This is a genomic window from Paenibacillus sp. FSL K6-1096 (genome assembly GCF_037977055.1).
In the GTDB taxonomy this organism is placed as follows: Bacteria; Bacillota; Bacilli; order Paenibacillales; family Paenibacillaceae; genus Paenibacillus_AQ.
Map to the genome: position 1 here is coordinate 5,259,170 of NZ_CP150274.1, position 12,636 is coordinate 5,271,805.

The 12,636-nt window shown below is 52.3% G+C and carries 11 protein-coding genes and 1 tRNA gene; 7 read left to right on the forward strand and 5 right to left on the reverse strand.

The genetic code is table 11. The annotated features are described in order from the left end of the window. The first annotated feature begins 27 nt into the window (after positions 1 to 27). The 4 genes from leuB (at position 28) to MHI24_RS23375 (ending at position 3,962) form a co-directional block, all read left to right on the forward strand. Positions 28 to 1,110, forward strand: coding sequence for a 3-isopropylmalate dehydrogenase (leuB, locus tag MHI24_RS23360; protein ID WP_340021910.1), 1,083 nt, complete (start codon positions 28 to 30; stop codon positions 1,108 to 1,110). Between the two features lie 239 nt (positions 1,111 to 1,349). Further along, entirely contained in the window at positions 1,350 to 1,889 is a 540-nt protein-coding gene (locus tag MHI24_RS23365; protein WP_340021911.1) for a peroxiredoxin, read from the forward strand. A gap of 230 nt (positions 1,890 to 2,119) precedes the next feature. Continuing rightward, complete coding sequence (locus tag MHI24_RS23370) at positions 2,120 to 2,527, forward strand: hypothetical protein (protein WP_340021912.1); 408 nt, start codon at positions 2,120 to 2,122, stop codon at positions 2,525 to 2,527. A gap of 331 nt (positions 2,528 to 2,858) precedes the next feature. After that, positions 2,859 to 3,962: an ATP-binding protein gene (locus MHI24_RS23375; RefSeq protein ID WP_340021913.1), complete on the forward strand. Its 1,104-nt coding sequence runs from the start codon at positions 2,859 to 2,861 to the stop codon at positions 3,960 to 3,962. Positions 3,963 to 4,067: 105 nt separating this feature from the next. On the opposite strand, the gene MHI24_RS23380 is transcribed toward MHI24_RS23375, so the two are convergent. The 4 genes from MHI24_RS23380 to MHI24_RS23395 all read right to left on the reverse strand — a co-directional run bounded on the left by MHI24_RS23380 (position 4,068) and on the right by MHI24_RS23395 (position 6,789). Then, a complete protein-coding gene (locus tag MHI24_RS23380) occupies positions 4,068 to 4,199 on the reverse strand; it encodes a hypothetical protein (RefSeq protein WP_256707444.1) in 132 nt (43 codons plus the stop codon). 105 nt (positions 4,200 to 4,304) lie between these two features. Then, positions 4,305 to 4,496, reverse strand: a complete 192-nt coding sequence (locus tag MHI24_RS23385; RefSeq protein ID WP_340021914.1) for a FeoB-associated Cys-rich membrane protein — start codon at positions 4,494 to 4,496, stop codon at positions 4,305 to 4,307. A gap of 41 nt (positions 4,497 to 4,537) precedes the next feature. Continuing rightward, positions 4,538 to 6,550: a ferrous iron transport protein B gene (gene feoB / locus MHI24_RS23390; protein ID WP_340021915.1), complete on the reverse strand. Its 2,013-nt coding sequence runs from the start codon at positions 6,548 to 6,550 to the stop codon at positions 4,538 to 4,540. Continuing rightward, positions 6,547 to 6,789 (reverse strand): FeoA family protein, encoded by a 243-nt coding sequence (locus MHI24_RS23395; protein WP_340021916.1) that lies wholly within the window; start codon positions 6,787 to 6,789, stop codon positions 6,547 to 6,549. Before MHI24_RS23395 ends, feoB begins: the two co-directional genes overlap by 4 nt. A 216-nt stretch (positions 6,790 to 7,005) precedes the next feature. Here MHI24_RS23395 and MHI24_RS23400 point away from each other — a divergent pair, with 216 nt between their 5' ends. From MHI24_RS23400 to MHI24_RS23410, 3 genes are all read left to right on the forward strand, one after another. Continuing rightward, complete coding sequence (locus MHI24_RS23400) at positions 7,006 to 7,965, forward strand: aldolase catalytic domain-containing protein (protein WP_340021917.1); 960 nt, start codon at positions 7,006 to 7,008, stop codon at positions 7,963 to 7,965. A 187-nt stretch (positions 7,966 to 8,152) separates the two neighbouring features. After that, positions 8,153 to 10,276 (forward strand): EAL domain-containing protein, encoded by a 2,124-nt coding sequence (locus tag MHI24_RS23405; protein ID WP_340021918.1) that lies wholly within the window; start codon positions 8,153 to 8,155, stop codon positions 10,274 to 10,276. Between the two features lie 78 nt (positions 10,277 to 10,354). Then, a tRNA-Gly gene (locus MHI24_RS23410) sits at positions 10,355 to 10,428 on the forward strand. Positions 10,429 to 11,236: 808 nt separating this feature from the next. Here MHI24_RS23410 and MHI24_RS23415 read toward each other — a convergent pair. After that, complete coding sequence (locus MHI24_RS23415; protein WP_340021919.1) at positions 11,237 to 12,592, reverse strand: dipeptidase; 1,356 nt, start codon at positions 12,590 to 12,592, stop codon at positions 11,237 to 11,239. Positions 12,593 to 12,636: the final 44 nt, after the last annotated feature.

The window sequence follows — 12,636 nt, forward strand, 5'->3', positions numbered from 1 at the left end:
CAGCAGGACTACTAAGGAGTGACTGGAATGAGCGAGGTCAAGAAAATCGCCGTAATTGCCGGGGACGGAATCGGACCTGAAGTTGTGGCTGAAGCGGAAAAGGTATTGAAAAGAACGGAAGAGCTGTTCGGGTATGCATTCGAAACAGAGCATGCCTTGTTCGGCGGAATTGCCATTGACGAGCGGGGAACACCGCTGCCGGAGGATACGCTGGAGATCTGCCGCAGTGCTGATGCTGTATTGCTGGGAGCTGTCGGCGGACCAAAGTGGGACAATAACCCGAAGGAGCTGCGTCCGGAGACCGGGCTGCTTGGCATCCGCAAGGCGCTGGGGCTGTTCTCCAATCTGCGCCCGGCCGTCGTCTTCGACTGCCTGAAGGATGCTTCGACGCTGAAGCCGGAGGTACTGGAGGGTACAGACCTGATGGTGGTGCGCGAGCTGACAGGCGGCATCTATTTCGGGGACAAGCTGCGCCGTCAGGGCGAGCATGGAGAAGAAGCGGTAGATACCTGTGTATACAATGTTACAGAGGTAGAGCGGATTGTCCGTCAGGCGTTCGAGATCGCCGGCAAGCGCCGCGGGAAGCTGGCCAGTGTGGACAAAGCGAACGTGCTGGAGACCTCCCGTCTGTGGCGTGAAGTAGTCAACCGTATTGCGCCGGAATATCCGCAGGTGGAGCTGGAGCATGTGCTGGTCGATAACTGTGCCATGCAGCTGCTGCGCCGTCCGTCGAGCTTCGACGTTATCGTAACCGAGAATATGTTCGGAGATATCCTCAGTGACGAAGCAGCGATGCTGACAGGCTCTATCGGGATGCTGGCTTCGGCATCGCTCGGAGAAGGCAGCTACGGCCTCTATGAGCCGGTTCACGGCTCGGCGCCTGATATTGCCGGACAAGGGCTGGCGAATCCGATTGCAACGATCCTGTCGCTGGCACTGATGCTGCGGATGACCTTCGGCTATGAGGATGCAGCCGCTGCCATTGAAGCCGCTGTGGCTGAGGTGCTGGATGCCGGCCACCGGACCAGCGATATCGCTGTAGACAAGAGCCAGGCCATCAGCACAGAGCAGATGGGCGACCTGATTGTAGCAGCTATCCGCCGGGCCTAGTCATTACCACATTGTTCCACCTTTGAAGCAGACGCAAGAAAAACTTCACAAAATATTGCTTGTTTATAATAATTATAAAAAAGTAATGACTGTAATATTGACTTTGATTTTGTACGATGATAACATTTGTTCTGTACCAGTAAGAAGGTAACCATCCATCAAAATCAAGAAAAGCATATTACACCCGGCAGTGCTCCGGGAGTTGTTTTTCTTACATAATTCAAAGGAGGATTTAAGCAATGGCAGAACGTTTGGTAGGTAAACCCGCCCCTGACTTCACTATGGAGACAGTAACAGGCGACGGTAAGGATTTCGGTAAGGTTAGCTTGTCCGACTATCGCGGTAAATGGCTTGTATTCTTCTTTTATCCGCTTGATTTCACCTTTGTATGCCCAACTGAGATTACAGCCCTGAGCGAAGCTGCGGCTGAATTCGCAGAGCTCGATACAGAAATCCTCGGCGTGAGCGTTGACTCGATCCACAGCCACAAGGCTTGGCTCAATACACCGAAGGATTCGAACGGTCTTGGACCGGTTAACTTCCCGCTCGCTTCCGACATCACGAAGAAGGTAGCCAGCGATTACGGCGTCCTGATCGAAGAAGAAGGCGTAGCGCTGCGCGGCTTGTTCATCATTGATCCTGACGGCGAACTGAAGTATCAGGTCGTCAACCATAACGATGTCGGCCGCAGCGTAGAAGAGACACTGCGCGTGCTGCAGGCTCTCCAATCCGGCGGGCTGTGCGCAATGAACTGGAAGCCGGGCGACAAGAACCTGTAAGCCTGCAGACGCTTTAAGCCGCGATCCTTGATAGTGTGAGAGAACCTCCTTCCCGGAATATTTCCGGGCTGGGAGGTTTTTTGCACCAATGGAAATTATTAGCCGGACAAGCCGTTTGAAATTAGGCTTTCAGGTTAATATATAGCTTAAAGGAGAGGAATCTCTTCCCCTGTTCCGCAATATAATAATAGGAAACCGGCGATGATAATACTCAAGGAGGGTGAACAAAAATGAGCTTTTGCTGTGGAGCGAGTATGGTTGGAACGAAGGGAACCCTAAAGCATTATCGCACGCAAGTCCATAATGTTCCCCTGCTGTTTTGTCCGGTGTGCCACCGGGTAGAGGTACATTACAAAGTCGAGAACGAATATGAAATACTGGCCGAATATGCCCATGGCGACGGTGTCACCGATGTGGATTTCCAGGATTATGTGATGGAAGATGAGGAAGCGATCTTCGAGAATGTCATTAATATGGAGAGCGAAGACCCGCTGGCCATTGTACGCAGCCAGATCGACATGTCGCTTGATCTGCTCGCTATCGCCAAGCAGATCGGTGATGCCAAGTGGGAACGCGAGTTGAAGAAGCGCCTGGCCGTCATGAGCCAGCGCCGTAACCGGCTGCAGCAGAAGGCCTGAGCCGCTGCATGATAAGCTCCCAGTAGGTAATAAATTAATGAGCCTCCGCGCGTTTGCGGGGGCTCTTTTCAATGAATTTGCAGGAAATTAGGTATTCTTCTGATATTAAATGTGTCTTAAGAATCATTTTAAGAATATTTTTGGGATTCGACAGATTCTCTGATTGCGTTGTCTTCTGCTCTTGGATATGATTGGAATATAGTTGAAACGGTTGGATAATATAATACGATTTCCGAATGTTCTGGCGGCTTCGTCATATACTCATATACATAGTAAATTGATGTCGCTTAAGCGTCTTTGTTAATTGCACTAAAAGGGGGAACTTCGTATCGTGATAAGCCAATATCAGGAAAGCTTGCTGTTAACAGCAAGAACGTTTCAAACTGGTGCAATGGATACTACCTATGAGGATGTGCTCGAGCATATCGACAGCGGAATTCTGCTGTTTGACGTGGATGGGGTCCTAACCTTCGTCAACAAGCAGATGTATGGCATCCTGGAGCTTAGCCGCCATTCTCTTCTGGGCTGCACGTTGTCACATTTGTTATCCCATATTCAGTTAAGCCGCTTCAAGAAGAAGCAGGTCCTGCGGAGCTACCGTGAAATGGTGCTCAAAGGTAAGCCAAGCTATGAATTTGTAGACGAATACGGACGGTACTGGCGTGCGTCTCTGTGCAGCGGAGAGCAAATGAAGGGCAGCTATCTGTTCACGTTCAAAGAGATTTCCGATTATAAGCTGATCGAGCAGACCGCTTATCAGAACGACAGTCTGGCGATGCTGGGCCGGTTATCGGCCTCCATTGCCCACGAAATCCGCAATCCTCTGACTGCAATCCGCGGCTTCATTCAGTTGCTGCATCCTCATCTGCATCTGCTTGGCAAAGAGGAATATGCCAAGATTATACTGGCAGAGATCGACCGCGCTAATGACATTATTCATGAATTTCTCAACTCTTCGAAGCCCTCTGTCCCCCAAGTCAGTATGATCCGGGTCTCCGCTTTGCTTAAGGAGGTAGTGCTCCTTACAGAGAGCGAGGCTCTGATGAAGAACTGCCAGATTCATCTGCAGCCGCTTCAGGAAGATCTGTTCATCTCAGGAGATATCAAGCAGATGAAGCAGGTGGTCCTGAATATGATAAGAAATGCAATGGAAGCGATTTCAGAGCGGGCCGATGAATCTGCCGGCAGAGTAGAGGTGGGGGCCCGCAAGGAAGGCACAGAGGTGCGCATCTTCATCTCTGACAACGGCAAGGGCATGGATATCTGCACGCTCGACAGGCTGTTTAACCCCTTCTTCACCACGAAAGAGAACGGGACGGGACTTGGACTGTCCGTCAGTGACCGGATCATCAAGAACCATGGCGGCACGATTTCGGTCAGCAGCCGGCTGAATGAAGGAACCCGGTTCGTTATTTCCCTTCCGCTCGTTCATTGAAGAGCTCATAACCTATAAATAAAGAACAGCCGCAAGTCTTCAGTAACTGAGACTTGCGGCTGTTCGCCGTGTGGACCCTGTATGGTTAGCCAGAGGGAGAGCCCCCTATTTGCGGGCCTTCATCTGCGCAGTGAGGGACTGCACTCCGTTCATAATCTTATCCCGTGTATTCTTGTTCTTCAGCAAGTAGGCCGCTCCCAATGCTACCGTCGTAAATAATGTCTTCTTGGTGTTCATGGTTATTCCTCCTTGGTCTGGTTGTCACAGGCTTATAACTAACATACCCCGAGCCCGGGAGTTCTAAACGAAGGAATACCAGATCCTCAAGGCAAGTCCGGCGTCTTAGCGCTTGTGACCCGCTGTAGTGCCTCCGCAGCACAGGGGGGAGTCCATAGATGCTGCAGGACAGCTCTTGCCCTTGTCACAGCCTGCACAGGCGCCCTGCTTGCCCTTCTGGATATGCCGGTAGATCATCCAGCCGGAGTACCCGAAGATTAGCGCTACAATCAGAATATTAACGATCATCGCTGCCATCGCTTCCTCTCAATATACTTGAACCTTGGACTAAGTTACGGTTACGACCATCCGAGCAAACGCCCGCCTTGATAGATGACCAGTGACACTGCATAAGCCAGCACCAAAGAATATCCCATGGAGAAAAAGGTCCATTTCCAGGAGGCTGTCTCCTTCTTGATGACCCCCACTGTAGCCAGACAAGGAATGTAGAGCAGAATAAAGGCCATGAAGCTAACGGAGCTAAGCGGCGTAAAGACGGCAGCAATCTGGCTCTCCAATCCGGCGGCATCCGGCGCATGGTAGATGATATTCATGGTGGAGACTACCACCTCCTTGGCCAGAAAGCCGGGAACCAGAGTAGAGCCGGCCTGCCAGGTGCCGAAGCCAAGCGGCTGCAGCAGCGGGGCAATCCATCCGCCGAATCCTGCCAGGAAGGAATGATCCATATCAACATTGAGACCGCCAGGGCCTGCGTAGGACATCAGCCAGATAATTACCGAGCCGGCGAGGATGATCGTACCCGCTTTACGCAGGAAGCCTTTACCCTTCTCCCAGGTGCTCCGGCCGAGGGTCTTAAGCTGCGGCATCCGGTAGGGCGGCAGCTCGATAATGAAGATAGAGGATTCATTCTTGAACAGATGCTTGGAGAACAGCTTGCACAGAATCAGTGCAAACACAACACCCAGAACGTACATCGCCATTACAGCTGTAGCCTGCTGGGCCGGAAAGAAGACCGCTGCGAACAGCAGATATACCGGCAGGCGGGCGGAGCAGGACATCAGCGGCAGAAGCAGCGTGGTCAGCATCCGGTCCTTGGGCTGCTCGATGCTGCGGGCGGCCATAATGGCCGGCACATTGCAGCCGAAGCCGATGATGAACGGAATGAAGGCTTTGCCGTTCAGGCCCATCCGTTCCATCGTGCTGTCCATCAGCAGGCAGACGCGGGCCATATAGCCGGAATCCTCCAGGAAGGAGATGATCAGGAACAGAATGAAGATCTGCGGGACAAAGACGACTACCCCGCCGACACCTCCAATAATCCCGTCGACGATCAGCGCATGGGTGAATTCCGAGGCTCCAAGCATCTGCAGCAGCGAATTCGTCCAGTCGCTCAGCGGTCCGCCGATGAAGCCATCAACCAGATCCGATAACGGACTGCCGGCCCAGTCAAAGGTCGTTTTGAACATGACATACATGAAGAACAGGAACAGAGGCAAGCCCAGATACCGGTGAGTGAGAATAGAATCGAGCCGTTCGGTCAGGTTATGCGGCTTCTGCCGGGAGGAATCAATCGCAGCCGCGCATACAGAGCGGATGTAATCCATGCGGACAGAGCGTATCCACTGGGGAAGCGTGAGGGCCAGTTTATCCTTCTGCAGCCTGCTCTGGCAGGCTTCACAAATCTCTGTTAAGCCGGTAATATCCATCCGTTTCATAAGGAATTCTGTAACAACCGGATTCTGCTCCATCAGCTGCAGAGCTACCCAACGAAGGTTAGGCAGTTCAGAGGTTTTCTGCAACTGCGTAACAATAGAGGCGATGGTCTCTTCAACCAACTTGCCGTAATCCAGCCGGAAGCTGACAGTCGGGATATGGGACGGCTTCTCCAGGACGCTGAGCACCTGGCCGGTGCCCTTCCCGGTTCTGGCAACCAGCGGCATGACGGGAATGCCGAGCTGGGCCTGCAGAATACCCGGATTGACCTGAATGCCGCGGGCCTGGGCCACATCGGTCATATTCAGTCCAAGAATAGCCGGTTTGCCGTATTCGAGCAATTGAACTGTAAGGAGCAGGTTCCGTTCGAGCTGGGAGGCATCGACAATGTTGATCAGCGCTTCGGGGTTCTCTTCGATCAGGTACTGGGCAGCAACGCCTTCATCGCGGGAGAGGGGGTGAAGGGAGTAGATTCCGGGCAGGTCGATCAGCTTGCCGGCTCCGTTCTTCAGGCTGCCGATCTTTTTCTCGACCGTGACGCCCGCCCAGTTGCCGACATATTCGTAGGAGGAAGTAAGGGTGTTGAATAGTGAGGTTTTGCCGGTGTTGGGATTGCCCACAAGTGCGATAGAGCTCATGACACCTTCACCTCAATCAAGGATGCTTCTTTACGGCGGATTGCAAATAACTGGCCGTTGCATTCCAGTGTAACAGGTCCCAGGAAAGGCCCCTTGCCCTTCAGACGGATGACCACACCCTCAGACACTCCAAGATCGGCCAGACGCCGCCGCAGGACAGGGTTCATGCCCTCAATGCTATGAATGGAACCGGTTGAGCCTGGTTGTAAATGCAGCAGGGAGCAGGATGCAGATACCATTATTATCCCTCCAAAAGATATTGATAATCAATCTCAATGATATCTTGAAATGTAGCATTTTTATGTAAAAAGTACAGTGATTTATGTCATTGTCTAAGGTTGCTGAAATCAGTATAGAAATCGCGGAATTTGTCTTTACAATATATTCTTCATTAAAGTATGATTGAACGATAATGTAAGCATAGTAAAGAGATACCCCGAAGGGAGAGCCGCATTGTGAAGACGAATCAGAGTAAAATTGTCGATTGTACCATCCGCGATGGGGGATTGGTGAATAATTGGGATTTCAGCGTTGAATTTGTGCAGAAATTATACGCAGGGCTGAATGAGGCCGGTGTTGATTATATGGAGATCGGATACAAAAACTCGCCGAAGCTGCTCAAAGGTTCCGAGGGTGCGGGTCCCTGGAGATTCCTGAATGATGACTTCCTGCGCAAGGTCATTCCGCAAAAGGGTCATACCAAGCTGTCCGCTCTGGTGGACATCGGGCGTGTGGACGAGAACGATATTCTGCCGCGCAGCGAGAGTATGCTGGATCTGATCCGTGTGGCCTGCTACAGCAAGGATGTGGACAAGGCCCTTCAGCTTGTACAGACCTTCCATGATCTAGGATATGAGACGACGATCAATATTATGGCTCTGTCCAATGTAATGGAGAATGAATTACTGGAAGCTTTTGAGATGATCCGTGAGAGCGTTGTGGATGTGGTGTATATCGTGGATTCCTACGGCAGCCTCGACCATAATGATATGCATTACCTGATCGAGAAGTTCAAGACACATCTGCCCAATAAGCGCCTGGGCGTACACACGCACAACAATCTTCAGCTGGCCTTCTCCAATACGCTGGTTGCCGCCGAGAAGGGCGTGGAGCTGCTGGATGCCTCCTGCTATGGTATGGGCCGTGCGGCAGGTAACTGTCCGACAGAGCTGCTGGTTACCCACCTGAAGCATACGAATTACATCCTGCGTCCTGTGCTGGATATTGTCGAGAACCTGATGATCCCGCTGCGGGAGAAGGAAGAGTGGGGGTATATCATTCCTTACATGATTACCGGAACCTTGGACGAACATCCCCGCTCGGCAATGGCGCTGCGATCCTCAGACGATAAAGACAAAGCGGTTGACTTCTATGACAAGCTGACAACACCTGAGGTTAATTTCGGGGATAAATAACCGTCTCGAAGGAGCAAAGCACTCGCCTCTACTTGTGGCCGGTGCTTTTTTTCTTCCGGTGGCGGTTCCGTTCAATATTGTAGATGATCGATGTAACTTTACGGAGCTGTCATGCCGATATTTATACATAGGACATTGTATACATCCAATAGTTACTATAGATATCATTTTTAGACGCGAGGGACTTATGAGACAAGAAGAGAGAAAAACCATTCATGCGGCTGTTCTAGGAGCTGTGCTGTTCCTTCTGATCCAGATTTTTCGTACACCGCTGGGCCTGATTGAGGATAAGGATCTGCTTATGGCGCTTTACCTTATTCTGGGCTGCTGTACTGTGGCGTTTGGATTTGCGATTTTTGCCCAGGGCTGGTTGTTGTTCTCGAGCAGATTATCCAGAGCAAGGCTCTATACATCTGCGCTGTTCCTCGGCGTGAGCATCTTCGACTTCCTGCATGTTCTCGGTTTCACAGGCATCCCGGGAATCACCTCATATATCAGCGTGGAGCAGTCCCTGTGGCTGCTGACCTTCTCGCGTCTGGCCAGTGCCCTGGGCATCGTGTTTATCTTCTGTCATGCGGACCAGCCGGTAGAGGCTGCCAGCAAGAATAAGGTGTTCCGGAATTCCTTCCTGCTGCTGCTGGTGGCCGGTGCCTTATTCTGCTTCGGCAATCTATGGGTGTCCGGGCTTGAGGATTCTGCATGGGCAGAAACAGCCAGAAATCTGATGAATATGGCAGTGCTGTTTGTATATCTGTTTGGCGCAGGCATCATTATCTATCCGGGGAAAAGGGAGAAATCGGCCTCCCTGCTGATTATTATCCGTTCGCTGGTATTTTTCGCCCTGGGCCAGGTCTTCTTCATGAATCTGTTCAGTGTGGGAGAGACAGATTATCTGTTCGGGATGCTCAGCAGCGCAGCGGCGTATTACCTGCTCCTTACCGGGGTCTACCGGCTGACGCTGGAGGAGCCCTTTCAAGAGAATCAGGAGGCGGAGGCGCGAATTAATTACCTGGCCTACCACGATGAGCTGACCGGCCTGCCGAACAGACGCCGTCTGATGCAGCGCATGGAGGAGATCGTACTCCAGAGTGAGAAGGACAAGAGCCGCGGCTTCTCGGGGCTGGTCATTATGAATATCAATCACTTCAAGAATATCAATGATTCCCTTGGCCATTATGCCGGAGATCTGCTGCTGCAGCTGGTCTCCCGGCGGATTAAGGATGAGGTGAAGGCGGGGGAAGAGCTCTTCAGCATGGGGGCGGATGAGTTTGCTTTTCTGATGACGGAGCGGACCGGTCTGGAGCATTGCCTCGTCCGGGCTGGCGAGCTGCTGCAGCTGTTCGATACGCCGGTGGGTCTGGAGTCGGGGGAATACCATATCTCGCTGAGTCTGGGCGTAAGCATCTATCCTGGGGACGGGGATACCGCCGAGCAGCTGATCCAGAATGCGGATACGGCGGTACATAATGCGAAGGAGCAGGGGGTGGAGATCCGGCGCTATATCCCGGCGATGCAGATGAAGGCCAAGGAGCGTCTTAAGCTGGAGAATGATCTGCGCCGGGCCTTGGAGCGGGATGAATTCTATCTCGTCTATCAGCCCCAGGTTCTGCTGGAGACCGAGGAGATTGTCGGCATGGAAGCGCTGCTCCGCTGGAACCATCCGAAGCGCGGACTGGTCTCTCCGGTAGACTTCATTCCAATCGCCGAAGAGAGCGGGCTGATTGTGCCTATAGGGGAATGGGTGCTCAGAACGGCCTGCCTGCAGAATAAAATGTGGCAAGACGCGGGCTATCATCCGATCTGCGTGTCCATTAACCTGTCGATGCGCCAGTTCCTGCAGCCGAATCTGGCCGGCAAGATCGATGCCATCCTGGAGGAGATCGGTCTCGATCCCTGCTATGTGGACCTGGAGATTACCGAGAGCATGACGCTGGATAAGGAGACCGCCTTCGAGCAGCTGATCCGCCTGAAGCGGCTGGGCGTGTGCATCAGCATCGATGATTTCGGCACAGGCTACAGCTCTCTGCATTATCTGAAGAATATGCCGATTGACCGGCTGAAGATCGACCGCTCCTTCGTATCTGATGTCATGGAGGACAGCAACAATGCGGCGATTGTCTCGACCATTACGTCCATGGCCCACCACTTGAAGCTTAAGGTAACCGCCGAAGGCGTTGAGAATCAGGAGCAGCTGCAATTCCTGCGCCAGCAGCACTGCCATGAGGCGCAAGGATACCTGTTCAGCAAGCCGGTGAAGGCGGCGGAGTTCGAGCAGTCCTTCCTGAAGCCTTTGCTGGAGATGCCCTCCTAGCCCCCACAAATCCGCCGCCGCAAGGGTTGCATTTTATTCGTAGCGGTGGTAGAATGTTTCATGTACTCGATTCGAGTTGCGGGTGTAGTTCAATGGTAGAACTTCAGCCTTCCAAGCTGATAGCGTGGGTTCGATTCCCATCACCCGCTCCATAATGATTAACCTAAATCCTTGTTATGCAAGGGTTTTTTTGTGTTTTCCTGGAGGCGGGCTGATGTGGGCGGAAAAGCGAATACGTTTGACTAGTAGATTTCTGCTCTTACATTCAAATAGGTGATTGTATTTCCTGCAATAGAAAATGGATTACTGACCGTAAAATGAGATTCTATTGGATTTCATACAGTAGAATGTTGGGTTTTGGGTGAAAACTGGCCCTTGTTCAACATTCCATTGTACGGAATACAATCGATTCTGTTTCGAAGCCTTTTTTACAGCAATCCAATGTACAAAATGCAGTTACTATCGTTCCAGTAATGATCATATTCACAATATTAAATCTGATGCTGTACTAGTAGAGCATCAGAATTAAACAAGTGATTTCATGCCATAAAACGGTAAGGTATGAAGCTGCGTTCGTAGCAAAAAAACAGGGATAAGTGTATTCTGTGCAACTAAAAACAGTGAAGGCGAAGGTTTTCCTCGTCTAACTGTATTCTGTACAACTAAATTTGCCCGGATGAGCAAAAATCCAGATATAGAGGCATTTTAACTGCAGAAATACAACTAAACGGAGATTCGGCTGCACATCCGGCGATTTAGTTGTACGAATTACAATTAAGCCTACCCCTGCATAAAAACCGCTACTTTCCTCTTCCACCCGAGGTAAACCCTCAGCATAACATTAGTTAAAGTAATTCTCACACGTTTAGATCTGATGAGCTACTAGCGAGAACGCAAACTGAATAAAGCCTGGCTCCTGTATAGGGGCCAGGCTAATTATCCATCCGGGCGGGGCCGGAATTAGACGGTCTTCAGGAATTCCACGATGGTCAGCAGGCCCTTGTCGAAGTTCTCCAGGTTGAAGTGCTCATCCGGCGCGTGCAGGTTCTCGTCATCCAGACCGAAGCCCATCAGGACCACCGGTGCCTTCAGGATGCGGGCGAAGCTCTCCATAATCGGGATGGAGCCGCCGTCCTTGGTGAAGAGGGCACGGGTGCCGTACACCTTGCCGTAAGCATCCGCAGCCGTCTGCAGAATCGGATGGGAAGGATCAATATTGAAGGCGCGTGCCTTCTCCATCTGCTTCACCTGCACCTTGGCGCCGCTCTGGATGTTGGCCTTCAGATGGGCTTCAACGGCATCCAGGATATGCTGCGGGTCCTGGTCGCCTACGAGGCGGCAGGTGATTTTGGCGTGGGCTTCCTTAGGGATGACGGTCTTGCTGCCCTCTCCCTGGAATCCGCCGTAGACGCCGTTCAGCTCCAGCGTTGGACGGGCGCCTACACGCTCTACGAAGCTGTAGCCTTCCTCTCCGTATAATTGCTCCAGACCAAGGCCTGCTCTGACCTTGTCCTCATCGATGCCCTGTTTGGCGAACTCTTCACGCATCAGCGGGGAGAGCTCAGGCACACCGGTGTAGAAGCCGTCCACCGATACGCGGCCCTTGTCATCATGAAGGGTGCTGAGCAGCGAGACCATCGCGTGCAGCGCATTCGGAACGCCGCCGCCATAGGAGCCGGAGTGCAGATCGGTTGAGGCGGTGTTCACGGTCACTTCCATGGAGCACAGGCCGCGCAGGCCGGTGCAGATGGCCGGACGGCCGCGCTCCAGCAGGGAGGTATCGGAGACAAGTACGGCGTCTGCCGCCAGCTTGTCCTGATGGGCTTCCAGGAACGCAGGCAGGTTCACGCTGCCTATCTCTTCTTCGCCTTCGATACAAAGCTTGATGTTGACCGGAAGAGTACCTTCCTGCTTGAGAATGGCTTCGATTGCCTTGATGTGCATGAAGACCTGGCCTTTATCGTCCGTGGCTCCGCGCGCATACAGCTTGCCGTCGCGGATCTGCGGTTCAAACGGAGGCGTGGTCCAAAGATTCAGCGGATCAACCGGCTGGACATCATAATGTCCGTAGACCAGAATGGTCGGCTTGCCGGGAGCATGAAGGTAGTCGGCATAGATTACCGGATGGCCGGCAGTGGGGTGAAGCTCAATATTCTCCAGTCCCGCGCGCTTCAGGGTCTCGACCAGCCAGGCGGCCGCGGCATTTATATCTTCCTTATGGGTGGAGAGGGCGGAGATGCTGGGAATGGACAGCCATTGCTTCAGCTCGGCAAGCTGGGCTTCACGCTCAGCCTGGAAATAATTTTCGTAAGACATAGTGGATATGTACCTCCTTGGATTTCGCTGCTTAATCCGCAGGG

Bases quoted from the DNA above. Each gene is read 5' to 3' on its own strand.
- leuB (WP_340021910.1), top strand. From the start codon at position 28: ATGAGCGAGGTCAAGAAAATCGCCGTAATTGCCGGGGACGGAATCGGA.
- MHI24_RS23365 (WP_340021911.1), top strand. From the start codon at position 1,350: ATGGCAGAACGTTTGGTAGGTAAACCCGCCCCTGACTTCACTATGGAG.
- MHI24_RS23370 (WP_340021912.1), top strand. From the start codon at position 2,120: ATGAGCTTTTGCTGTGGAGCGAGTATGGTTGGAACGAAGGGAACCCTA.
- MHI24_RS23380 (WP_256707444.1), bottom strand. From the start codon at position 4,199: ATGAACACCAAGAAGACATTATTTACGACGGTAGCATTGGGAGCGGCC.
- MHI24_RS23385 (WP_340021914.1), bottom strand. From the start codon at position 4,496: ATGGCAGCGATGATCGTTAATATTCTGATTGTAGCGCTAATCTTCGGG.
- feoB (WP_340021915.1), bottom strand. From the start codon at position 6,550: ATGAGCTCTATCGCACTTGTGGGCAATCCCAACACCGGCAAAACCTCA.
- MHI24_RS23395 (WP_340021916.1), bottom strand. From the start codon at position 6,789: ATGGTATCTGCATCCTGCTCCCTGCTGCATTTACAACCAGGCTCAACC.
- MHI24_RS23405 (WP_340021918.1), top strand. From the start codon at position 8,153: ATGAGACAAGAAGAGAGAAAAACCATTCATGCGGCTGTTCTAGGAGCT.
- MHI24_RS23415 (WP_340021919.1), bottom strand. From the start codon at position 12,592: ATGTCTTACGAAAATTATTTCCAGGCTGAGCGTGAAGCCCAGCTTGCC.